We start from the raw sequence: 21,212 nt of genomic DNA on the forward strand, positions 1-21,212 counted from the left end.
AATAGAAGCAGGTAAAGGGGGTATAAATTATGGAAATTGGAATAATAGTCTATTCTCAGACTGAACATACATATTCTGTGGCGGAGAGTCTCCAGGTAAAACTCCTGGCAGCAGGACATTCAGTAAATATTGAACGGGTAACAACCGCCGGGAAAGTGAAATCAAATTCAAATGATATAACTTTTCAGAATAAACCGGACATCCAGGAATACGATGCCCTGATATTTGGCTCCCCAGTACACGCATTCTCCCTGGCACCCGCGATGAAGGCCTACTTGGAGCAGCTTCCTTCGCTTCAGGATAAGAATATAGCCTGTTATGTTACCAAAGGTTTACCATTCCACAGAACCGGTGGAAACCAGGCCATATCCCAGATGAAAAAACTCTGCCAGTCCAAAGGCGGAACAATCCTGGGAACTGGGATCATAGTTTGGAGGGGCAGCCGTGAAAAAGACATAAACGAACTGGTTCAAAAATTCAGTGCATTGTTTTAAACCAGTTATGGAATGTTAAAGTTCATGACATAATTCCCTTTTATTGAAAACTGGGTGCAGACGATAGTGGCAATTTCAATACATAGGAATCAGGCTACTTTTAATCCACATCAAAGTATTTATTTAATCCCTTTGCAAAATTTCGAGCATTATCGAAGTCTTCTTCATTGGGATGGCTTTTATTATGTCCTCCTATCAACTTATAGGGTCCATAACTATCAAGTCCTTTGCAATTATAATCTCCCAGGACTTGGAAACCTTTACTGGATAATTTTTTATTTAACCACTGGTTTGGTTTACCATCACCGCTGGTGATGAATGTGAATACTTTTTTGTTTTTCACTTCATCCAGGCTTTCTACAAATTTTCTCAAACTTTTATGGGGTCTAAAATAATATATTCCAGAACCAAAGCCAATTAAATCATATTCCCTGATAATATCTTGATTTACATCTTTTAAATCAAATAAATCTCCTTCTAACGAGTTGGCCAGTATTTCGGCAATTATTTTAGTGTTTCCATGATGTATGGACTTGTAAATTATTGCGGTTTTCATTTTAAACTTCCTCCTTTTTAATCAACTTTTTATACACTTTATCAATTTGACAACTTTCGAATTGAGTTTTAAAAATAAAATTAAGATTCACATTTATGGAGCTTTAAAAGTTCATTAACTTTATTAACCATTTTTTCATTAACTCTAGCCACTAAATATTTACCTTTTCTCTCGGTGAAGATTAATTCAGCGTTGGATAACTCTTTAAGGTGATGAGAAACAGTAGGGGCGCCGATGTTCAGTGATTTGCTTATCTCATTAATTAAACATCCGCAGTTAGTTTCATAACTGGTTTCATGTTTTTCTACAATTTGCAAGTATAACTCTAACCGGTTGGGGTTGGAAAGAGCTTTAAAAACCTTCGCCATTTTCTGGGTGTCCATGGGGATACGCTCATGATCAATTCTATAATTCGATAACTATCGAAGTAATATTAATTTGTATACTAACTATATAAAAACATTATGATTTAATAGAAATTAAGGATAAAAAAAGGACCATACTTTAGTATTTTATCCTAGTTTAGTATTCTATTACTTTAGGCACCATACTCGCAACTTTAACACACAGTTCAACGTCGCTTTCTGTGAATGTGCCTTTAGTATAATTTTTTTCTCTGTTAATTTCAATCAGTTTCTTATAAAATGTTTTCGCATCCGCCTCTGACACTTTCTGCACAGTATCCACACCAGAATCCAGGAAAATCCTGGCAAAAACAGGTCCCACCCATTTAATCCTCACCATGTCTGTTAATTTTGTCAGTTCAAGAGCGTACTATCCTTTATTCCAAGCTCTGTAGCTAACTTTTCCCTATCAACCACGGTTTTAACTCTTCTAAATAGATGAGAAGTGTTCTTAATTCCGGCACTGTTTAATTTAGTAAGAGTTTCATCTTCAACACCAGGGAATTTGTCCAGATTAACTGGGTTGGGATTGTAACTGTTAACTTCTCTTCTTAAAATCAGAAGATAATCTTCAGGTAAGTCTGATTTTCCCGCAAACTCCCGGGCCTTTTTAGGAGTTTTCAATAAATTAACAAGATCCTGGAGGTTACAAACTCCATTTTCCTTTAAAACCTCAAATCTCTCATCAAGATTGTCTTTCAATATTTTCCTGCTGGGTAAAGGTTCAGAATCCTTTAATTCCCGTTTGAATTTATTCAAAGGAAACTCTTCAAGGTTAATATGATAATTATTTACCATAGTATCCCCCCATTTTCTATTCATTCATTATTTTTTCTAAGGTTTTTCAAATGTTTCCACAGTCTCCTTGAGATACCTGCGTATAGCTATGTTCTGGGTGCATTTTTCTTCACACTCCCCACATTCTGTGCAGAATGATGCACTACCCCTTTTAGCTTTCAGGAATTTGTAATTTCCAGAGGGTTTTTCCATATTCTGGTATAGATAAACATCATTCAACAGGTTCAGATTCAGGGGAATATCCACACCCTCCGGACAGGGCATGCAGTAATTGCATGCAGTGCAACCAACATGGGTCCGGGCCTGGTAAGCCTCCTGAACTTCCTGGATCAGATTCCTCTCAGCATCAGTTAAACTATGGGCATGACCCTCCTCGGCAATCTGGATATTCTCTTTAACATGTTCCATGGCACTCATACCACTTAAAACCACATCCACTTCGCTCTGGTCCCAGAGGAAACGTAAAGCCCATTCTGCTGGTGTTCTTTTAACTGGGGCGCTTTCCCATATGGCTTTAATATCTGGGGGGATGTTCTTTGCAAGGCAACCACCACGCAGTGGTTCCATGATAACTGTTCCCAAACCCCTGGATGCTGCGTATTCCAGTCCAGGTCTTCCTGCTTGGAAGTTCTGATCCATGTAATTGTACTGAATCTGGGAAAAACTCCAGGGATAAGAGTCCACAATTTCAGTGTAGAGTTTAAGTTCATCATGGAATGAAAAACCAGCGTATCCTATTCTACCATCATCCAGTGCAGAGTCCAGAAACTGGAAAACATCCAGTTCTTGCAGTGTTTCCCAGGTACTGTGGCCCAGACCGTGCAGGAGGTAGAAATCAATATGATCAGTTTGAAGACGTCTGAGTTGTTCATTTAAATAATAATCCATATCCTCTTTTTTCTGGATAAGCCAGCTTGGTAACTTGGTGGACAGATAAACCTTGTCCCGGTAATCATTTTTAAGGGCATTTCCAACCAGGATCTCACCCATACCTCCCTGGGTTGCGGTGGCACCGTGGTAGGGATAGGCAGTGTCCACGTAGTTCACACCATGATCTATGGCGTAATGAAGCATCTGGGTTGCCAGGGGTTCGTTTATCTTTTCAGGGTTGCCCTCCAGTATGGGGAGGCGCATACACCCAAATCCAAGTATTGAAACTTTCCTACCGGTTTTTCCAAAGTTTCGGTATAACATGTAGTATAAGACCCTCCTTAATAAACTGAAATAATTTTCATACTGAATAATTTATTTTTTTTGATTTTTCAACAAATTTTTTCAATGAATAATAGTTTCATTCATATTATTCATTTATGTTCACTTTTTTTCGAACGGCACATTATTAGGGTATGTTTTATTAAATAAAGATCATGTCAACTAAAGCCGCATTCATATTCATTGCACCGGAAAACGATCCTGACCAGCATCGTGCAGTAATTGATTCGCCAGTGATTGAACTTTCGGTGGTGGGTGTGAAAAACTATGATGAAGCAGAAAATGTTGCCCTAAACCTTGTTGCAGATGGAATAACAGCCATAGAACTATGTGCTGGGTTTGGAAGTGAAGGAACATCCAGGATTGCCAGGGCTGTGAAGGGAAAAGCAGTGGTAGGGGTTGTACGTTTTGATTTGCACCCAGCCTTCGACCATCAAAGTGGTGATGAACTTTTTTAATTAACAACCTTTTTAATTAACGCATTAAAACAACACCTCCTATTTTATGGAAATTCTGCATTTTTATGGAAAAAATTGCCTTCTTTAAAAACCCCACAGAAAGTAAGTATGATTAAAACTAAACGATTAACAATTATGCCATTAACCTGTGATGAATTAAAAAAACATATTGATTCACCAGAAGAATTGGCTAAAGACCTGGGTTTGCTACCTTCGCAAACATTGGCTGATGAAAATACCAAAGAAGTAATAATAAATGATCTGCTACCTAACATAGAAGATTCAAATAAAGATCCTTTGTTTTATACAATGTGGATCATTATAGAGAAAAATAAAAGGGCAATTGTTGGGGGGATCTGTTTCCATGGTGAACCTGATGGAAATGGAGAAGTTGAAATTGGATACGGAACAGACTACGGGTATAGAAATAAAGGTATAATGACGGAAACCATAGCCGGATTGATTCAATGGCTTAAAATAGATAATAAAAGAGTTAAAATAATCAGGGCCGAAACTGAAGTGGATAATATTTCATCAGTCCGAGTATTAGAGAAGAATGATTTCAAGGTCTTTCAACGTAATGATGATTCAGTAATCCTGAAATTAGAATTGAAATAGATGCATGTGCTTTTTAAAGATGAGAATTTATGAAATGGGGGTTGGACTTCAGGGGGTAGGTTATTAACATTCCAGTTTATTTATTTTATTTGAAAAGACCATCTTTGAATTTGAGTGAAAATATGAATGGATAATCTTAAGTAAATATGGGGTGTTTATATGAAAGTTTTCAAACGACCGGGTCCGGTGAACACTGATAAACTGATAAAAATCCTTAAAAAAGCATCATCTGAATATGAAACAGTGGTAGTTGCTTCGGTCACTGGGAGTAGTGCAGTTAAGATTGCAGAAACCCTGAAAGATAAGAATATAGTCTGTGTCACCTGTCCTCAGGGCATGTACTGGGAAGTGGAGGAGATGGATAAAGATCTCTTCGCTGAAATACCAGAACTCAGAAAAGCACGTGATGAATGGGTTAAGAAAGGTTTAAAACAGGTGCCTATGAACATAACATCTGAAAACAAAGTTCAACTGGATCGATTGAATGTTGAAATTGTTCGTGGGACCATCCCTCTTTTTGGACCAACTTTTTCCATGAGACTACACCTACAAAGACCAAGTTCACTGGATGTAATGGCCAAGACACTGGAACTAATCTCCCCAGGTACGCTGGTAACAATGGAGGCCGTTTTGATGGCAACTGATGCAGGGGTGATTCCTGAAGACGAATTGGTATTGGCTTGCGCTGGGACAGAAATGGGTTTGGATACTTTATGGGTTCTTAAAAGCTGCGCATCAGCCAATCTCTTCCACCCTTCAAAGGGTTTCAGATTTGTGGAGCTATTGGCAAAACCGGGTGTTGCCTTAAATCCAGATATAAATATCGAATATCTGAGATAATACTCTCCTAGAATAACACTGTTTTAATTATGAACCGATTATACATGCTATAATCAGATTATTAAGATTAGGTGTCAGAAATGAAGCAATGGTACGAAGAGCTATTTACCAATTACGTAGAAAAATATGAAAACGAATCATTCACCCAGGGAACCATGGGGGAAGTTGATTTTATAGAGTCAGAGATTAATCATGATAAATCCTCTAAAATACTGGATGTTGGCTGTGGAACAGGTAGGCATGCCATTGAACTTTCTAAAAGAGGTTATCATGTCACTGGTGTTGACTTATCAGAAAATATGTTAAATAGGGCCAGAGAAAAGGCTAGTATGGTTGGGGTGGAAATAGATTTTAGATTAGGTAATGCCAGAAGCCTTCCCTTTGAAGGGGAATTTGACCTGGTTATCATGTTATGTGAGGGTGCATTTCCACTCATGGAAACCGATGAAATGAACTTCCAGATATTAGAAAGTGCGGCCCGTTCATTAAATAATAATGGAAAATTAATCTTCACAACCCTCAATGGACTTTATCCTTTGTTCCATTCAGTTAAGGATTTCATAAATGCCAATTCCAATTATTCAACCAACCGTGAAAACACATTTGACCTCATGACCTTCAGGGACAAGTACCAGCTGGAAACTGAAGATGATGATGGAAATAAAATGACATTAAACTGTAATGAACGATACTATGTGCCCTCAGAGATCACTTGGCTTCTTAAATCACTCGGTTTTAATGAAATTGATATTTATGGATGTAAGTTAGGTGAATTCAGCAGAGATAATCCTTTGACCACTGAAGACTTTGAAATACTGGTTATAGCCGAATATTAGAAAATGCCTTAAATTCGGCTAAGGTTTCAAAAAAAAGGTCGGATAAAAAGTTTATTAAAAAAATAATAATGGTGGTATGAAAATTAAAAGATCTCTACTGTTCCTGCTGTTTGGTTCGGTTTTAGTTCTGACAGTTGGTTCATACGCAACAGATAACTGCCCCTGTTATGATTTATTTTATCGAGGGGCGGTATTTAATGCCATGCTTCCTGATGAAAGTGATATCTATAATAATCTTACCCCTATTGCTGAATCCAACAATAAATTATCCTGGCAGGGTGAAGGAGCAGATAAAAGAGTTTTAATGGTTGCATGGACGAAATATCCTTCTAGTTATCCTGTGGGGCAGAGTGTAAGGACTTCGTGGGGTGATACATGGGTGACAGTTTACCCTGAAATTCAGAGTTACTTTACCAATAACCCAACGACTGATGAAGACCTGAAATTACAGGTTGCCCAGCTATTAGGTCTACCCCCAAATACAAATAACTCATATTTCGTGGAATTATGGGTTAAACCTACTGATCTATTTAGACCTTCAGCTGATAATGAGATAAACGATACTGTAGCCCAGTTAAACTTCCCCAATTCCACAGATCTCTCCTATAAAATATGGTTCATAAATAACACTAAATACTCCTATTTCACCAAAAGACTCCCCTGGACAAGATTAGGTTACACTTACCATTGGGAAAATAATGAATCAAAGATAGGCCTCAGCGAATTTGTAATTAAGAAGAATTCAGAAGTAACTGTCAAATCATTATCATCTACATCAGATTATTTGAATCAATAGGATTATGATTTGAATAGTTGAAGAATCATTTTCAGGGGATAATGCGATTTCATTAATGATTTGAATAATGAGTTTCAGTTAATCCTTAAAATAACTCATTTCTAAAGTTTTTAGGGCCATTATATGAGGTATATATGTCACATTTGGTTTTTAGTTTTCATGTGACTTCTTTTTTATATTAACGAGACCTGTGAGGAAAAAATCTTCACCTGATCATGCCAATCTGGTCAAGTCTAAAACTATAAATAGTACCTTGCATTATACAGTACCTTGTAAGATGCAGTGATAATCATGAATACTCAATTTAAAAAAGGAGTACTGGAACTGTGTGTTTTGGTCCTACTTGACAGAAAAGACTGTTACGGTTACGAGATGGTGGATGAAATCTCGAAGAACATTTCCATTTCCGAGGGAACCATCTACCCCCTTCTCAAAAGGTTAAAAAAGGAGAGGTTCGTGATTTCATACTTAAAAGAGTCCCAAGATGGCCCTCCCCGAAAATATTACAAGTTAACTGACTTGGGGAAAGAAAAAAAGGAAAAATTAGTTGAAGAATGGCGGAACTTCTCTATTGGTGTAAATAATTTATTGAATTCTGAAATTACGAATAATTTGGGGGATATTAAGGATGAATAAAAAAGAATATCTTGAAGCGCTCAGCAAACTCCTGAGAAAACTTCCAAAGGAGGACAGAGAAGACATAATCTCGGATTATGAAGAGCACTTTGCAATAGGCTTGGAGAAAGGTAGAACTGAAGAAGAAATTTCAAAGGCACTGGGCAACCCTAAAAACGTTGCTAGACAGATTAAAGCAGACAATATGGTTAAAATTGCTCAGAATAAACCCTCAATTGGCAGTATAATTGGGGCAATACTGGCAACAATGGGGTTAGGTCTTTTTAATCTGATATTTGTAGCAATACCAGTCCTGGTGGTTGCAGTAATTATATTGATCTTATTTGTAGCCGGATTTATCATTATCTTTACAGGGATATATTGGGTTTTATTACCCTTTTTACATCTTATCATTCCTCAATTAGCTATCCCAACCTTTATCAATTCACCAGGTAATGATATTTTGAATATTTTGGTGGTAGTATTATGTGGAATCGGCCTGACAGCTGGAGGAATTATTTTAGTAGTGTTAATGGCGTACATTACTAAATGGTTCTATGAATTGATGATTAAATACTTGAAATTGAATTTAAAAATTATTAAAGGACGGAAAAGGGATTTTTAATATGATAAATCGGAATAGGGGGTTTAATCTATGAGAAAATTTCTCTGGAAGTTACTGGCTGGCACTAAAGGTGGATTGAACCGCGCTAGAATCATAGACGAGTTAAGAAATAGGCCTTACAATGCAAATCAGCTTGCAGAAAGGCTTTCTCTTAACTATAAAACCATAAAGTACCATATTGAAGTTTTAGAGAAAAATGGCATAGTTATATCTACCGGTAAAGGATACGGTGCATTGTATTTCCTCTCTGATAAAATGGAAGAAAATTTTGATGTTTTCCTGAAGATATGGGAAGAATTTAGAGGATCAAGTACTAACATTTACTACGTGGCGGACAATGTCCCTGCAGAGGCAATTCATCATTGATGGATATGCCTTCCTTATCATCTAATGTTTCAAGAGAACCATATTCTTTTTTCATTATTTAATGTCTGTTGCCCTGCTATTTTTCCCAAATAATTTACTTATTTTTAATATAATTTAGTAGTATGGGATGATTTTTTTTAAATAACTGATTTTAAACGCGATTTAATTTAATCTGTAGTTTTCTATTTTTTTTGAACTTTCACTCACATTCTGGGTGAATTTGGGTGTAATTTTTAGGGAATTCCGGGCGAAATAGAATAAAAAACGGGGGAAATGAGGTTAAATTCTGGAATAACTATTTTTAAAGGTTTAAACTATTATTAGATTAACCGATAACGAGAAATTATTCAAAAGGAGGTAATCTTGCAAGTTATGGTATAAATACAGAATTTCTAAGGATCGTGTGTCCCGATGAAAGTGGGGATTTGGATTAATAAAAAAATCAGTAAATTCGCTTTTTACCGCCTCATTAATCCTGCTGGAGGGACATTGAACTTATGAATAAATATGTGATTAAATTGTTTTAATGGATTAAATAGCTTTAAAATCTATTTAAATTTCATATGATCTTATATAACAAAATCTAAGTCCGATATTTTCTCGGCCTGATTGTTATTCTATTATTAGAGGTGAAAGAATGGATCTCTATAAATTGGCATTAAACAACATTAGAAGAAGAAAACTCAGAAGTGCCCTGACCATGCTGGGGATAATAATAGGTGCCGCAATGCTCATGGTACTTTTGGGGCTAACTGCCGGGACAACCACGGCTATTAAGGATGAAACCAATGCTTACATGTATGATATAGCAATTTCTCCAGAATCTACCTCTGGATCTTATTTAATGGATAGTCAAACCATATCCAAGGTGGAGAACATGTCCAATCTTCACGATTTCCGTGAAGTAACTGCTTTCTCAGAGGATATGAATAGCACCAAACTGTTTTTCGAGGGAGTCAATAACTGGAAGGATGCTAAAATAATAAATGGAACGCAAGGTGTTGTAGTTAACCAGGTTGCTGTTGAAAAGCTTGGTTATGGTATTGGAAGTAAAATAACAGTCAAAGGCAAGGAATTAACTGTGACTGGAATATCTAAAGAAGCACAGGCGCCTTACGTTTACATAAACCAAACAACAGCCAGGCAGATGGCTGGTGATCAGGTAGCTGTTATCTATGCCAGTACCAACGGAGACCCTAAAACCGTTGCTGATGAAGTTAAAAAACAGTTAAGTGGAGTTTCAGTGGAAACCAAATCCGATAAGGTGAAGGAAATCCAGGAAATGACTGATCAGGCCCTGCTCTTCATGGGATTTATAGCCAGTATTGCATTACTGGTGGGAATCATAAGTGTGATCAACACCATGTTAATCAGTGTCATGGAACGAACCAGGGAACTGGGAGTATTAAAAGCTATTGGTTTCACTAACTGGGAAATAAAAGGAAGTATACTCTTTGAATCAGGCCTTTTAGGATTTTTTGGAGGAGTTATAGGTGTGATCCTGGGAATTATTGGAATATATGTAGTTGCCAATGCACTGAATCTAGCCGACTATATTCCTGGAATGATGCCTGTATGGTTAATTTTAGGAGTTATTGCTGGTGCTACCATTTTAAGCGTACTTGCAGGACTTTATCCTGCCACTAAAGCTTCTAAACTACAAGTTGTGGAGGCGTTGAGGAATGACTAATCATATACTTGAATTTGAAGATGTTTGGAAAATCTATCACATGGGTGATTCGGATGTAAATGCCCTTGCAGGTTTAAACCTGACCCTGGAAGAAGGTTCATTCACTGCAGTCATGGGGCCCTCGGGATCTGGTAAATCCACATTCTTGCACGTGGCAGGGATACTGGATATTCCTTCTAAAGGTCTATTCCGGATAAAAGGAAGGCAAACCAGTGAATTATCGGTCAAAGAGCAGGCAATTCTTAGGAGAAATGAGATTGGCTTCATATTCCAGAGATTCAATCTGCTATCTCAGCTTTCTGCCCTGGAAAATGTCACTTTACCCATGATCCATGAGGATTCTGAGAAAGCAAAAATGATTCTGGATAAAATGGGCTTACATGATAAGTACCATAAATTCCCCAACCAGCTTTCCGGTGGAGAACAACAGCGAGTAGCAATTGCCAGAGCTCTTATAAATGATCCATCAATCATCCTGGCTGATGAACCCACTGGAGAACTTGATACTGCAAATGCCAATTCCATAATGCAGGTGCTGCAGGATCTAAACCGGAATGATGGAGTGAGCATTGTAATCGTAACCCACAACCAGGCATCTGCCGCTTTCGCTGATGAAATAATCCATATGCAAGACGGTAAGATCAAAGTAGATGAAAAATAAAAAGTTTTTAATTGCCTACTGACAATTATTAACTTTTTTAATCATTTTTTTGCTCTGAATAAAATTCTGAATAAAAAAAAATAGATCAGGGTATCATTCTCATAATCTTTTACAATTAGAGTTTCAGGTTAAAATATGTACTTAAATTCATTACATTCAGTCTTTAACCCAATTGGGGGGATGATTTTCCAGGCTGTGCTGATTTCACCGCACATATTCCAGTTTGCTGTCATAGTAACCAGCGTTGCAAACATAATCTGTATAACAATGATCATTCCCATCTACTGGGGACAATACAGGGAAGTTAAATCAAAATTCACCATTAGTCTGATACTGTTATTTTTAATGGTCCTACTCCAAAACTTGCTATTTACTGCTTATTTCTTACCATACTTGTCTAAAAGTTGTACTGGCACCATGGGGCCATTATTATTTTTAGGATGTGAATTCATAGTTTTGACCCTATTTTTAAAGGTGAGTGAGGATGAATAGGTTTTAAGAATTTACTTTTAGCATGGAAGGAGCGGTCATGAAGAAACATAATAACAAATAAATTGACCTAGATTGAGTTCATAAAACAATAATTAAGTTTAAAAACACCAATTGATTTTGGTAAATAATTTAACTGTGATTGGAATGATAAAACTTAGAAAAGCAACTCTCGGGGACAGAAAAAAGGCCTACCAGTGGCTTTATTATTCAGACTTTTCAGATTTCCTGAACAAGTTACAGGGTCATACATCAGGGAACATACCCTCCTACAAAGACTTTAAAAAGGATTATATGGATTATTTCTTTGATGGATCCCAGCTAGAGGATGGGTGCTGTTTTATAATATGCAAAAAGGAAGGTATAACTGAGGATTTGGGGATTATATCCTACACATCGTTCCATCTTTTAGATAAAATCACAGAATTTGATATATGGTTAAAGGGGCTCAGCTACATCGGCCATGGTCATGGGACAAAGGCCATATTGGTGCTTGCTGGCATGGTTAGGGGATTTGGATATGATAAAGTGATAATGCGCCCTTCAAAACACAATAAAGTAGCCATTAAATCCTATAAGAAAGTAGGGTTCATGGAAAAGGAACTAGTGCCCTGTGAGTATTATAAAACAGATTTTATAGATGAATTCGCCCAAGGTGATTATGGTCCTGGTGAAGATGTATTCATGGTATTGGATCTGTAATCGTAGCAGATAATCATAGTGCGTTTGGGCTTTTTTTGATGAATTAAACTTTTATATTGGGTGCATTACAATAGAATGATATTTTAGTAATTGAAATCATACTAAACTTAGTCATTCTTATAATCAATTGAACTAACGTGATCGCATGAAGAAGCTGCTTTGGTGGTTAATCGCCGGCTCAACTGGAGGACCTAACCGTGCTAAAATAATCATGGCACTACACCAAAGGCCTTACAATGCTAATCAGCTTTCAGAAGAATTAAATTTAAATTATAAAACAATTAGGCATCATATTAAGGTTTTAGAAGAAAATAACGTCATCACATCTACTGGTAAGAATAAGTACGGGGAAATGTATTTCCTCACTGACAAAATGGAAGGAAATTATGATACATTCCAGGAAATCTGGAAAGAATTAAAATAAACTAAAATTCTATATCTGGTGAGTTAGGTAAGGGGTTAAAAGATGGTATTGGCAGAATATGGGCAGTTTGGTAGTGTGGTAATCTTTGTAGCAGTGGCAATTGGAATTGCAAATGTTTGCCTTTTATTGGGATTATTATATTCATACTGGGGAACTTACCGTCAAGTAAAATCCAAATTCACCATAGGCCTACTGTATTTCTCCACGTTCCTTCTCTTCCAGAACATGGTTTCCACTATTTTCCTGGCCCTGCCCCTTTTCGTACCAATAGAATTCCATGGATCTGAGATTGGTGGGCCAAGATTGCCTTTATTTTTGATAAACATAGTCCAACTCATTGCACTATCCATTCTCTTTAAAATTACGCGTGAATAGGTAATTTAGAGTAGGATTTAGTGAATTTTTAGTAAGTGAATGTTAGATTGGGCGAATTTGTGCACAATCTATGTATGATTATTGCATGATTAATGCTTGAATTCGGCATAAGCATTTAATAATTCACTTAAATAGAAAGAACTATGTCGTACTTAAAGTTGATCCTAAAAAATCCCTTTAGGAATAAAACAAGAGGTGCCCTTGCAATTGTGGGGATTGCAATTGGAATCATGGTCATCGTGGCCCTGGGTATGGTCACAGGTGGTCTTAAACAGTCAACAACCAGCACCCTGAAAGCAGGAGCTGCTGAAATTAATGTAATGCAAACTGGTTCTGGTAATTTTGGATCGGGACGGATCAATGAAACCCGGGTTGCAGATATACAGAGCATATCTGGAGTGAAGGAAACTGCCGGGCTACTGAAGGCAACTAACACCTCCACCAGCGGTTCATCAGTATCTACAGGTTCGACTGGAACATCGACCGGGACTGGTACTACCAGTGCAGGATCTGGGGGTTCGGGCAGTTTTGGTGGGTTTTCAGTGACTGGTATGGATCCTAGTAAACTGAGCCTTGCTGGAATTGAAAACGTAACTGGATCCTTATACTCCAGCACCAGCGAAAATGAAGTAATAATTGGTAAAACTGCTTCTACAGATCTTAACAAGAGCGTGGGAGATACTATAAACTTATTCGGGAAGGATTTCACCATCACTGGAGTATATGAGACTGGAAGCTTCATGACTGATGGTGGAGTTTTCATGTCCCTCACCACACTACAGAACTTAACCAGCAATAACAATACAGTTAGTACCATAGCCGTGAAGATCAATGAGGATGCCAACACCACTGAGGTAAGTAAATCAATTGAAACAGCCTATCCCAATGAACTGTCCACTACCACTGCCGAAGCAATGGCCGGCAGAATGAACAGTGCACTCAGCACCATAGATGCAGCCTCATGGGCTATTTCCCTCCTGGCAATTATAATCGGTGGTGTGGGAGTGATAAACACCATGATAATGTCAGTTTTTGAAAGAACAAGGGAAATTGGTGTCTTAAAAGCAGTAGGATGGAAAGAAAGGAGGATCCTGGGAATGATTCTGGGTGAATCCGTGGTTTTAACCATAATCGCCGCAGTGGTGGGAACCATAATCGCAGTGGTTGGAGTGGTGACTTTGCTGGCCTTTTCATTTGGAGGAACCATACAACCATCCTTTGCACCGGAAATATTCCTGGAAGCATTCGTGGTTGCATTTGCAGTGGGAATAATCGGAGGATTATACCCGGCATACCGAGCATCCCGTTTATCCCCAACCGAGGCGTTGCGCTATGAATAATCAAAATCATGAGGATGGAACTATGGACAATGGAAAGAACATCATCGAAATCAGGGGCCTTAAAAAAAGCTACGATGATGGGACGATAAAAGCATTAAACGGCCTCAACCTGGAAGTGAAGGAGGGAGAATTCGTTTCCATAATGGGGCCCTCTGGTTCCGGGAAATCAACCCTCCTCAACATGATCGGAGCCCTGGATATAGCTGATGAAGGAACCATTGAAGTGGCAGGTATTGATCTCATGAAAACCAGCCAACTGAATGAATTCCGTTCCAAGGAGATTGGATTCGTCTTCCAGATGCATAACCTGATACCCAACCTCACAGTCCTGGAAAACGTGGAAATACCCATGTATGAGACAGATCTATCCAGTAAACAGATGAAAGATCGGGCAATGGAACTTTTAAAGGCAGTTGGTCTGGAGGACAGGGCAGATCAGATACCCACCAAACTCTCAGGTGGGCAGCGCCAGAGGGTGGCCATTGCCAGGGCACTGGTGAATCGTCCCTCTATAATCCTGGCAGATGAACCCACCGGGTCTTTGGACTCCCAGACCGGAGATGTGATCCTGAAACTCCTGCGTGATCTGCATGAAAAAGAAAACGTTACCCTGGTAATGATAACCCACGAACCATACGTGGGAAACATGGCCGAAAGGATTGTAAACGTGCTTGATGGGAAAATACAGGATCAAAGGAACTATTTGGACAAGAATCAAAGATACGAAGAGAAAAGTGTGAATTAATTTGAATTTCTGGATTTAGGGGAATTTCATCCCCTTATTATTCACAGTTCATGATTTATGGTTGATACAATGATAACGGGAGAAATTGGTCTATCACTGATTATTGTGGCAGTTGCCATGGGAATTGCAAACATTGTTTTGTTAATGTTTTTAATCAAAACATACTGGAAAACATATAAACAAATAAAATCAGAATTCACCATAGGTTTACTGTATTTTTCATCTTTTCTTCTACTTCAAAATATAGTATCCACCATTTTCATTGCTTTACTCTTGGTAATCCCTATTGATGTTAAGATTTCAGAATTACATGGTACCCGACTACCCCTATTTCTGGTTAATCTGGTGCAGCTGGTTGCACTATCCATTCTCGTTAAAATAACAAGGAAATAAACTAAATAAAGAGTAATAAAATCATTTTTTTTAATTTAAGGAGAATATATTAAAATATACTATTCTTTTTAACATTCATGTGGAAAAGATCTGGAATAAACCTGGAACTGATCCGGAAAGGAACTGGAAAAATCTTTTTATTCTAAATAAATCTCATTTTAGCTATGGATTAATTAAAAAAAGTTCAGTAACGATTTTTAATTTCTTTACTCGTTAATTTGAACTTAAATGTCTAAAAGCTAGAATGAGGTGTATTATGAATTATGCAATTGAAACCAACCATCTCACCAAGGCCTATGGTGATTATAAGGCAGTAAGTGATCTGGAAATCAGGGTCCCAGCAGGAAAGGTTTACGGGTTCCTGGGAAGAAACGGATCCGGAAAAACCACAACTATACGAATGATAATGGGTATTATAAGGCCTGATAATGGAAATGTTAAGATTTTTGGCCGTAAAATCGGTAGAAACCGCAGTGAATACCTGGCAGATATTGGTGCTATAATAGAAACTCCCGGATTTTACCCCAACCTTCCCGCCTATGAGAACCTGGAGATAACTGCCAAAATGTTCAAAGCACCTGAAGAGCGGATAAATGAGTCACTGGAGACAGTGGGCCTGAGCGGGGATCCAAGTATTAATACTAAAAAAGTGGGCAAATTCTCTCTGGGGATGAAGCAACGTCTGGGAATAGCCAATGCCCTAGTACATTCTCCCAGAATACTCATCCTAGATGAACCAACAAATGGCCTAGATCCTGCTGGAATCATAGAAATGCGGAAGTTAATTCGCCATCTCTCCCAATCCATGGGTATAACCATTTTTGTATCCAGCCACCTGCTCCTGGAAGTACAGCAGGTCGCTGATTATATAGGAATTATTGATCAGGGGAAGCTGATTCAGGAAGGCAGTATAAATATGTTTAATGCAAATGAACAAAACTTCTTGGTTCTGGAAACTGACGAATTACAGAAAACTAGTCAACTACTCGAATCTCTAGGTTTTGATTATGAAAAGATAGATAGTGGGTTTAAAATATTCTGTAATCGTGAAGAAAATGTTATTATAAATAAAAAACTGGTCGATAATCAAATAAACGTTTACAACCTCGAGTCAGTTTCTAAAACACTGGAAGAGAGATTTTTAGGAATTACAAACTCACAGGAGCTTGTAATATGATAAATTTGCTTCAATCTGAATATAAGAAGTATAAAAATACTTATATCTACAGTTTAGGACTTTTAGGGATGGTGTCTCCTGTAATCCTCATTGCCATAGCTACCTTTATGGTAAGGGATGACCTGATTACCCAAGGAATTTATACCTGGCACTCCTTTTATGGAAGGTTGGTAGCATTTTTTGTGTATTTAATTGGACCGCTGCTTACTTCATTTATTGCAATAAGCGCGGTTACACATGAATACCAGTCCCATACCATGGGAAATATATTGACTACTCCATATTCGCGATTAAAAATTATTCTGGGGAAATTAGGGTATGTATCTCTCCTGATAATTGGATTTTATGTTTGTGTGGCCTTAACTAACATTCTCTGTGCTATTATTCTGGGTTTCACTATAACCAACACGGAATTAATTGATTACACCAGTTATTTGCTACTGGCGGGGGTAACCACCCTTGTAATTGTGCCACTGGCACTGCTCTTAACCGTAATATTCCGGAGTTTTATTCCAGCAATGATAATTTCAGTTGCGGGGACTATTCCTAATTTCGCGGTTTATCACTGGGATAAGTGTTATCTATCGCCATGGGGTGTTCCGGAAGTAATAGTGTTAAAAGCAGCAGGATACTTAAATAACATAGATACTGTCTATCCACTGACCTCTATTTTGGTATATGCAGGCTTGTTTATCAGTGCTCTTTTAATATACTTCCATTATTCAGACCAGTATTAAAGAGAGGCTTATTTTTTAAGCCTCTCATATCCAAATTGGATATACAAACATAAATCTGATAACCTTAATATAACTCTAATAAAAGATAGGCGGAATTAGGGTTTTTTTAAAAGAGGTTAACATGAGAAGGATGCTATGGTATTTGATTGCAGGCACCAGGGGCGGTGTAAATCGGGCAAAAATCATAAATTTCCTGAACCAAAGACCCTATAATGTTAACCAACTTGCAGAAATGCTGAATGTGGACTATAAAACAATAAGGTACCACATTGACGTTCTTGAAGAAAATGAGATAGTCACACCAGCCGGGGAGAAATACGGTACCATGTACTTTTTAACCAGTAAAATGGAAGAAAACTACCAGACTTTCCTGGAAATCTGGAAAGAAATAGTGGATAAATAATAAAAAAGCGTACTCAATTGAAAAATAATCTTAGAGAGGTAGAAAAATGGCAGTAGGTATCACAACAGAGCTATGGACACTTTACATTGCAGCAATTATTGGAATAGGCAACATAGCTCTACTACTGGGATTATTTTATATTTACTGGCAGAACTATAAGGAAATAAAATCAAAATTCAATTTGGGACTGATATTTTTCGCATCATTCCTCCTGTTGCAGAGCATTTTCTTGACTCTGAGCATCTTATTCCACGGGGGCTTCAACCAGGGAATGGGATTGTTACTGGCCATCAACAACCTCATATTATTCATAGCCCTTTCAGTACTGCTAAAAATAACCATTTAAAAACATTGCGGAGTTTATATCATGGAAATCTCAGTCATACTGGCCCACCCTTACCCCGAAAGCTTCAATCATGCCATTTACCAGACTATCCTAGATACTTTAAAGAAAAACGGACACCAGGTTCATGCCCACAACCTCTATGAAGAAGAGTTCAACCCACTCCTGGAGGGTTCTGAACTAGCCACCGGGCAAACATCCGATGTAATGGTCTTGAAACACCGTCAGGAGATAAAAACGGCCCAGGGAATTATTATAATACATCCCAACTGGTGGGGTCAACCCCCGGCAATATTGAAAGGATGGACTGACCGTGTGCTTAGATCAGGTGTGGCCTATGAATTTGAAGAGGGAGATGATGGTTCAGGAGTGCCAGAGGGTTTACTGGTAGCAAAAGCAGCCATTGTATTCAACACATCCAACACACCTGAAGAAAGGGAAAAACAAGTTTTTGGCGACCCGCTGGAAAAAATATGGAAGGACTGCGTATTCGATTTCTGTGGAATAAAGAATTTCCACCGGAAAATGTTCCGGGTGGTGGCTAGTAGCACCCCAAAGGAACGTATATTATGGTTAGAAGAGGTTCAAAAAATCGTTAACCAGTACTTCCCAAAAAAATAGATGAAAAATTTTCACTTAAATTTTTTTAAAAAGAATTCATACCACTCTATTTTAGGGGAAATCAAAACATTTAGTGATATATTCATTATAAATAAATAGAGGTGGAATCTTTGAACAAAAGCAAGCTATTAAAAGATTTTATTTTGGATAAAGAAACTCTCATAATGCCCAATGCCTTTGACCCCATCAGTGCCCGGATGATTGAAAATGCTGGTTTTAAAGGAGTGCAGTGTTCTGGTTACAGTTTTTCCATAAGAGCTGCTTATTCAAAGGAGAGTGAAGTTACTCTGGAGGATAACCTGGAATGGACCCGCCAGATAGTGAATGCAGTTGATGTGCCGGTGATGGCCGATGCTGAAGATGGATACGGGGATGCAGGAACTATCTCTGAAACTGTGCGCAGGTTCATGGGGACGGGGGCAGCGGGTATGAACCTGGAAGATCAGATACTGGGGAAATCAGGACCAATGGAACTTATTGGCCAAGAACTAATGGTAGAAAAGATCATGTTGGCCAGGGAGACAGCTGAATTTGAGGGAAATCCTGATCTGGTTATAAATGGCCGTACTGATGCATTAAAAGCTATACCTGACAGGGAAGAGGCTTTGAACGTGGCAATTGAACGAGCTAACTCCTATCTGGATGCGGGGGCCACTCTGGCTTTCATAGTATACACCGCCACCCTGGAAGAAGTTCAGACCATCACTCAAGAAGTCAAAGGCCCGGTTACCATTGCTGCAGGGATGCCCTACAATCTCCAAAACTTCGGTATTTCTGATCTTGAAAAATATGGAGTGGCTAGAATAAGCTTACCTAGTTTACTGATTTATTCCAGTTTAAAAGGTATGGAAAGGGCTCTTAGTCATGTTAAAATGAATGAAATGGAGAAACTCCTGGAAAATGATGATCTGTACTCAGTTGATGATCTAACTAATTTGTTATAGATTTCTACTAACTTGTTATACATTGGAATAAAATATAAATAAAGAATCAAGTGGTGAAAAATTAAAAGGGGATTTTTATTATGATACCGCTGGTTATCCTTTACAATGCAGTGAGTTTAGACGGGAGAATAACAGGTTTTAATGCAGATGTGGAGCTTTATTATGATTTGGCTTCTAAGTGGAATGTGGACGCAGTTTTAATGGGCAGCAACACTGTGTTAAAGGGCTTTGGTGTTAACCCGGGGAAACACTTGAAGAATCTGAAGAATCATTCAAACCCCGAGTGAAGGATCCTGAGGATAAACTGCCGTTACTGGTGGTTCCAGATAGCAAAGGACGGATTCGCATCTGGAGCGAATTACTTAAAATGCCCTACATCAACGATATTCTGGTGTTATGCAGCAGATCCACACCCACTGAGTATCTGGACTTCTTAGATGAGCGTTACATTGACTATTTGGTGGTGGGATACCAGCAAGTGGATCTGGAAAATGCCCTTGAAGAACTTAACACCAAATTTAGGGTTAAAAGGGTAAGAGTCGACAGTGGTGGTATTCTTAACGGGGTTTTACTCCGCGCAGGAATGGTGGATGAAGTACACCTGCTGATACACCCCGAACTGGTGGGAGGCACCACAACAAATTCCATTTTCCAGGCACCGGATCTGGATGATGACGAGGTTCCAATTAAGCTGTACTTGGAGAGTATGGAGAAAATTAAGGATGATATTATTTACCTCCAGTACAGGATCCTTGATGGAATGTTTAAGTTGTAAATAGTAAAACTGGGGGTTAATGAGTAGAATTTGTATGGGTAATGTGTATGCTTTCTTTAATACAAAAAGATGACTCAAATGCGTATCTGAAACCTTCAGAAGTAGTAGATTACAACAATCCCAAAATTCAACTGAAAGCTTGGGAATTGGCACAGGGTCTGGAACAGATTGAAATGGCGAAATCCATTTACCACTTTATAAGGGATGAAATTCATCACTCTCTGGACATTGAAAGTGATATAGTGACCTGTCAAGCATCAGATGTTTTAAAAGAAGGTCAGGGTATATGTTTTGCCAAATCAAATTTATTAGCTGCTCTTTTAAGATTTATGGATATTCCTACTGGATTCTGTTATCAGACCCTGACTCATGAAGATGGTTTCGTTCTTCACGGTCTGAATGCAGTTTATTTGGATGGGGGATGGTTCAGATTGGATGCTCGTGGAAACCGTGCTGATGTAGACGCCCAATTTTCATGGGTAAAGCGAGTCTGGCTTTCTATCCCCTGGAAGAAGGTGAAAAGGATTATCCATACATATTCTCCCAGCCGGATAAAGGGATTCTAAGTATATTAATGTTATCAAAAAGCCTAGAAGAAGTCATGAAAATTCTCCCCCGTGTTCTCAACTGGTAAACTAATTTCAATCATTTTTTTAAATATGGATTTTATTAAATTCCACCACCAAATTGGGATGTACATATGTATGCTATGAAGTTTTAAATAGTACTCTATTTAACTATTCAATGAAATATCATAAATTGCAAATTATCAATT

Annotated in this window: 32 protein-coding genes; 27 read left to right on the plus strand and 5 right to left on the minus strand. The window is 38.1% G+C overall.

The genetic code is table 11. From position 1 onward, the window contains the following. The first annotated feature begins 29 nt into the window (after positions 1-29). Positions 30-494: a flavodoxin domain-containing protein gene (locus HY987_RS06860; protein WP_292756949.1), complete on the plus strand. Its 465-nt coding sequence runs from the start codon at positions 30-32 to the stop codon at positions 492-494. Between the two features lie 100 nt (positions 495-594). On the opposite strand, the gene HY987_RS06865 is transcribed toward HY987_RS06860, so the two are convergent. From HY987_RS06865 to HY987_RS06885, 5 genes are all read right to left on the minus strand, one after another. Next, positions 595-1,050, minus strand: coding sequence for a flavodoxin family protein (locus HY987_RS06865; RefSeq protein WP_292756951.1), 456 nt, complete (start codon positions 1,048-1,050; stop codon positions 595-597). Between the two features lie 80 nt (positions 1,051-1,130). Next, positions 1,131-1,433: a helix-turn-helix transcriptional regulator gene (locus HY987_RS06870; RefSeq protein ID WP_292756953.1), complete on the minus strand. Its 303-nt coding sequence runs from the start codon at positions 1,431-1,433 to the stop codon at positions 1,131-1,133. 139 nt (positions 1,434-1,572) lie between these two features. Continuing rightward, positions 1,573-1,776, minus strand: a complete 204-nt coding sequence (locus HY987_RS06875; protein ID WP_292756955.1) for a DUF4332 domain-containing protein — start codon at positions 1,774-1,776, stop codon at positions 1,573-1,575. Positions 1,777-1,808: 32 nt separating this feature from the next. After that, positions 1,809-2,252: a hypothetical protein gene (locus HY987_RS06880; RefSeq protein WP_292756956.1), complete on the minus strand. Its 444-nt coding sequence runs from the start codon at positions 2,250-2,252 to the stop codon at positions 1,809-1,811. A 36-nt stretch (positions 2,253-2,288) separates the two neighbouring features. After that, complete coding sequence (locus HY987_RS06885) at positions 2,289-3,446, minus strand: aldo/keto reductase (protein ID WP_292756958.1); 1,158 nt, start codon at positions 3,444-3,446, stop codon at positions 2,289-2,291. A 173-nt stretch (positions 3,447-3,619) separates the two neighbouring features. On the opposite strand from HY987_RS06885, the gene HY987_RS06890 reads away from it, so the two are divergent. The 26 genes from HY987_RS06890 (at position 3,620) to HY987_RS07015 (ending at position 21,003) form a co-directional block, all read left to right on the plus strand. Beyond that, a complete protein-coding gene (locus HY987_RS06890) occupies positions 3,620-3,922 on the plus strand; it encodes a DUF6506 family protein (RefSeq protein ID WP_292756959.1) in 303 nt (100 codons plus the stop codon). 75 nt (positions 3,923-3,997) lie between these two features. Then, on the plus strand, positions 3,998-4,540 hold the full coding sequence (locus tag HY987_RS06895; protein WP_292756961.1) for a GNAT family N-acetyltransferase: 543 nt from the start codon (positions 3,998-4,000) through the stop codon (positions 4,538-4,540). Between the two features lie 159 nt (positions 4,541-4,699). After that, positions 4,700-5,380 (plus strand): pyruvate kinase alpha/beta domain-containing protein, encoded by a 681-nt coding sequence (locus HY987_RS06900; protein ID WP_292756963.1) that lies wholly within the window; start codon positions 4,700-4,702, stop codon positions 5,378-5,380. Between the two features lie 80 nt (positions 5,381-5,460). Continuing rightward, positions 5,461-6,216 (plus strand): class I SAM-dependent methyltransferase, encoded by a 756-nt coding sequence (locus HY987_RS06905; protein ID WP_292756965.1) that lies wholly within the window; start codon positions 5,461-5,463, stop codon positions 6,214-6,216. A gap of 76 nt (positions 6,217-6,292) precedes the next feature. Next, positions 6,293-7,012: a hypothetical protein gene (locus HY987_RS06910; RefSeq protein ID WP_292756967.1), complete on the plus strand. Its 720-nt coding sequence runs from the start codon at positions 6,293-6,295 to the stop codon at positions 7,010-7,012. A gap of 291 nt (positions 7,013-7,303) precedes the next feature. Beyond that, positions 7,304-7,648, plus strand: coding sequence for a PadR family transcriptional regulator (locus tag HY987_RS06915; protein WP_292756968.1), 345 nt, complete (start codon positions 7,304-7,306; stop codon positions 7,646-7,648). Beyond that, positions 7,641-8,252: a DUF1700 domain-containing protein gene (locus HY987_RS06920; protein ID WP_292756970.1), complete on the plus strand. Its 612-nt coding sequence runs from the start codon at positions 7,641-7,643 to the stop codon at positions 8,250-8,252. Before HY987_RS06915 ends, HY987_RS06920 begins: the two co-directional genes overlap by 8 nt. A 30-nt stretch (positions 8,253-8,282) precedes the next feature. Continuing rightward, positions 8,283-8,618: a winged helix-turn-helix domain-containing protein gene (locus tag HY987_RS06925; RefSeq protein WP_292756972.1), complete on the plus strand. Its 336-nt coding sequence runs from the start codon at positions 8,283-8,285 to the stop codon at positions 8,616-8,618. Between the two features lie 637 nt (positions 8,619-9,255). Then, the gene (locus tag HY987_RS06930; protein ID WP_292756974.1) at positions 9,256-10,308 is read left to right on the plus strand and encodes an FtsX-like permease family protein; all 1,053 of its coding nucleotides are present in this window, start codon (positions 9,256-9,258) and stop codon (positions 10,306-10,308) included. Further along, entirely contained in the window at positions 10,301-10,969 is a 669-nt protein-coding gene (locus tag HY987_RS06935; protein WP_292756976.1) for an ABC transporter ATP-binding protein, read from the plus strand. The genes HY987_RS06930 and HY987_RS06935 overlap by 8 nt, the downstream gene beginning before the upstream one ends. A 180-nt stretch (positions 10,970-11,149) precedes the next feature. Further along, entirely contained in the window at positions 11,150-11,461 is a 312-nt protein-coding gene (locus HY987_RS06940; RefSeq protein WP_292756978.1) for a hypothetical protein, read from the plus strand. A gap of 144 nt (positions 11,462-11,605) precedes the next feature. Beyond that, positions 11,606-12,160 (plus strand): GNAT family protein, encoded by a 555-nt coding sequence (locus HY987_RS06945; protein WP_292756980.1) that lies wholly within the window; start codon positions 11,606-11,608, stop codon positions 12,158-12,160. Positions 12,161-12,305: 145 nt separating this feature from the next. Further along, positions 12,306-12,584 (plus strand): winged helix-turn-helix domain-containing protein, encoded by a 279-nt coding sequence (locus HY987_RS06950; RefSeq protein WP_292756982.1) that lies wholly within the window; start codon positions 12,306-12,308, stop codon positions 12,582-12,584. Between the two features lie 42 nt (positions 12,585-12,626). Next, positions 12,627-12,959: a hypothetical protein gene (locus HY987_RS06955; RefSeq protein ID WP_292756984.1), complete on the plus strand. Its 333-nt coding sequence runs from the start codon at positions 12,627-12,629 to the stop codon at positions 12,957-12,959. 143 nt (positions 12,960-13,102) lie between these two features. Beyond that, positions 13,103-14,299: an ABC transporter permease gene (locus tag HY987_RS06960; protein ID WP_292756986.1), complete on the plus strand. Its 1,197-nt coding sequence runs from the start codon at positions 13,103-13,105 to the stop codon at positions 14,297-14,299. Further along, entirely contained in the window at positions 14,292-15,044 is a 753-nt protein-coding gene (locus HY987_RS06965; protein ID WP_292756988.1) for an ABC transporter ATP-binding protein, read from the plus strand. Before HY987_RS06960 ends, HY987_RS06965 begins: the two co-directional genes overlap by 8 nt. A gap of 69 nt (positions 15,045-15,113) precedes the next feature. Continuing rightward, positions 15,114-15,437: a hypothetical protein gene (locus HY987_RS06970; protein WP_292756990.1), complete on the plus strand. Its 324-nt coding sequence runs from the start codon at positions 15,114-15,116 to the stop codon at positions 15,435-15,437. 256 nt (positions 15,438-15,693) lie between these two features. Further along, on the plus strand, positions 15,694-16,614 hold the full coding sequence (locus HY987_RS06975; RefSeq protein ID WP_292756992.1) for an ABC transporter ATP-binding protein: 921 nt from the start codon (positions 15,694-15,696) through the stop codon (positions 16,612-16,614). Then, positions 16,611-17,351, plus strand: a complete 741-nt coding sequence (locus HY987_RS06980; RefSeq protein ID WP_292756994.1) for an ABC transporter permease — start codon at positions 16,611-16,613, stop codon at positions 17,349-17,351. Before HY987_RS06975 ends, HY987_RS06980 begins: the two co-directional genes overlap by 4 nt. A 121-nt stretch (positions 17,352-17,472) precedes the next feature. Further along, a complete protein-coding gene (locus HY987_RS06985; protein WP_292756996.1) occupies positions 17,473-17,754 on the plus strand; it encodes a winged helix-turn-helix domain-containing protein in 282 nt (93 codons plus the stop codon). A gap of 46 nt (positions 17,755-17,800) precedes the next feature. Then, the gene (locus tag HY987_RS06990; protein ID WP_292756998.1) at positions 17,801-18,100 is read left to right on the plus strand and encodes a hypothetical protein; all 300 of its coding nucleotides are present in this window, start codon (positions 17,801-17,803) and stop codon (positions 18,098-18,100) included. Between the two features lie 21 nt (positions 18,101-18,121). After that, positions 18,122-18,718, plus strand: a complete 597-nt coding sequence (locus tag HY987_RS06995; protein ID WP_292757000.1) for an NAD(P)H-dependent oxidoreductase — start codon at positions 18,122-18,124, stop codon at positions 18,716-18,718. Positions 18,719-18,819: 101 nt separating this feature from the next. After that, positions 18,820-19,662, plus strand: coding sequence for an oxaloacetate decarboxylase (locus HY987_RS07000; protein WP_292757002.1), 843 nt, complete (start codon positions 18,820-18,822; stop codon positions 19,660-19,662). A gap of 80 nt (positions 19,663-19,742) precedes the next feature. Beyond that, on the plus strand, positions 19,743-19,949 hold the full coding sequence (locus tag HY987_RS07005) for a hypothetical protein (protein WP_292757004.1): 207 nt from the start codon (positions 19,743-19,745) through the stop codon (positions 19,947-19,949). After that, positions 19,946-20,437: a dihydrofolate reductase family protein gene (locus HY987_RS07010; RefSeq protein WP_292757006.1), complete on the plus strand. Its 492-nt coding sequence runs from the start codon at positions 19,946-19,948 to the stop codon at positions 20,435-20,437. Before HY987_RS07005 ends, HY987_RS07010 begins: the two co-directional genes overlap by 4 nt. Before the next feature lie 47 nt (positions 20,438-20,484). Next, positions 20,485-21,003, plus strand: a complete 519-nt coding sequence (locus HY987_RS07015; protein ID WP_292757008.1) for a transglutaminase family protein — start codon at positions 20,485-20,487, stop codon at positions 21,001-21,003. Positions 21,004-21,212: the final 209 nt, after the last annotated feature.

This window comes from Methanobacterium sp., from assembly GCF_016217785.1.
Classification (GTDB): Archaea; Methanobacteriota; Methanobacteria; order Methanobacteriales; family Methanobacteriaceae; genus Methanobacterium.

Excerpts from the sequence above, each read along its gene's own strand:
- HY987_RS06915 (WP_292756968.1), top strand. The coding sequence starts at position 7,304 with ATGAATACTCAATTTAAAAAAGGAGTACTGGAACTGTGTGTTTTGGTC.
- HY987_RS06975 (WP_292756992.1), top strand. The coding sequence starts at position 15,694 with ATGAATTATGCAATTGAAACCAACCATCTCACCAAGGCCTATGGTGAT.
- HY987_RS06905 (WP_292756965.1), top strand. The coding sequence starts at position 5,461 with ATGAAGCAATGGTACGAAGAGCTATTTACCAATTACGTAGAAAAATAT.
- HY987_RS06860 (WP_292756949.1), top strand. The coding sequence starts at position 30 with ATGGAAATTGGAATAATAGTCTATTCTCAGACTGAACATACATATTCT.
- HY987_RS06880 (WP_292756956.1), bottom strand. The coding sequence starts at position 2,252 with ATGGTAAATAATTATCATATTAACCTTGAAGAGTTTCCTTTGAATAAA.
- HY987_RS06965 (WP_292756988.1), top strand. The coding sequence starts at position 14,292 with ATGAATAATCAAAATCATGAGGATGGAACTATGGACAATGGAAAGAAC.
- HY987_RS06920 (WP_292756970.1), top strand. The coding sequence starts at position 7,641 with ATGAATAAAAAAGAATATCTTGAAGCGCTCAGCAAACTCCTGAGAAAA.
- HY987_RS06970 (WP_292756990.1), top strand. The coding sequence starts at position 15,114 with ATGATAACGGGAGAAATTGGTCTATCACTGATTATTGTGGCAGTTGCC.
- HY987_RS06955 (WP_292756984.1), top strand. The coding sequence starts at position 12,627 with ATGGTATTGGCAGAATATGGGCAGTTTGGTAGTGTGGTAATCTTTGTA.
- HY987_RS06985 (WP_292756996.1), top strand. The coding sequence starts at position 17,473 with ATGAGAAGGATGCTATGGTATTTGATTGCAGGCACCAGGGGCGGTGTA.
- HY987_RS06950 (WP_292756982.1), top strand. The coding sequence starts at position 12,306 with ATGAAGAAGCTGCTTTGGTGGTTAATCGCCGGCTCAACTGGAGGACCT.
- HY987_RS06935 (WP_292756976.1), top strand. The coding sequence starts at position 10,301 with ATGACTAATCATATACTTGAATTTGAAGATGTTTGGAAAATCTATCAC.
- HY987_RS07015 (WP_292757008.1), top strand. The coding sequence starts at position 20,485 with ATGCTTTCTTTAATACAAAAAGATGACTCAAATGCGTATCTGAAACCT.
- HY987_RS07005 (WP_292757004.1), top strand. The coding sequence starts at position 19,743 with ATGATACCGCTGGTTATCCTTTACAATGCAGTGAGTTTAGACGGGAGA.
- HY987_RS06960 (WP_292756986.1), top strand. The coding sequence starts at position 13,103 with ATGTCGTACTTAAAGTTGATCCTAAAAAATCCCTTTAGGAATAAAACA.
- HY987_RS06865 (WP_292756951.1), bottom strand. The coding sequence starts at position 1,050 with ATGAAAACCGCAATAATTTACAAGTCCATACATCATGGAAACACTAAA.
- HY987_RS06995 (WP_292757000.1), top strand. The coding sequence starts at position 18,122 with ATGGAAATCTCAGTCATACTGGCCCACCCTTACCCCGAAAGCTTCAAT.
- HY987_RS06890 (WP_292756959.1), top strand. The coding sequence starts at position 3,620 with ATGTCAACTAAAGCCGCATTCATATTCATTGCACCGGAAAACGATCCT.
- HY987_RS06870 (WP_292756953.1), bottom strand. The coding sequence starts at position 1,433 with ATGGACACCCAGAAAATGGCGAAGGTTTTTAAAGCTCTTTCCAACCCC.
- HY987_RS06900 (WP_292756963.1), top strand. The coding sequence starts at position 4,700 with ATGAAAGTTTTCAAACGACCGGGTCCGGTGAACACTGATAAACTGATA.
- HY987_RS06885 (WP_292756958.1), bottom strand. The coding sequence starts at position 3,446 with ATGTTATACCGAAACTTTGGAAAAACCGGTAGGAAAGTTTCAATACTT.
- HY987_RS06990 (WP_292756998.1), top strand. The coding sequence starts at position 17,801 with ATGGCAGTAGGTATCACAACAGAGCTATGGACACTTTACATTGCAGCA.
- HY987_RS06945 (WP_292756980.1), top strand. The coding sequence starts at position 11,606 with ATGATAAAACTTAGAAAAGCAACTCTCGGGGACAGAAAAAAGGCCTAC.
- HY987_RS06930 (WP_292756974.1), top strand. The coding sequence starts at position 9,256 with ATGGATCTCTATAAATTGGCATTAAACAACATTAGAAGAAGAAAACTC.
- HY987_RS06940 (WP_292756978.1), top strand. The coding sequence starts at position 11,150 with ATGATTTTCCAGGCTGTGCTGATTTCACCGCACATATTCCAGTTTGCT.
- HY987_RS06980 (WP_292756994.1), top strand. The coding sequence starts at position 16,611 with ATGATAAATTTGCTTCAATCTGAATATAAGAAGTATAAAAATACTTAT.
- HY987_RS06910 (WP_292756967.1), top strand. The coding sequence starts at position 6,293 with ATGAAAATTAAAAGATCTCTACTGTTCCTGCTGTTTGGTTCGGTTTTA.
- HY987_RS06925 (WP_292756972.1), top strand. The coding sequence starts at position 8,283 with ATGAGAAAATTTCTCTGGAAGTTACTGGCTGGCACTAAAGGTGGATTG.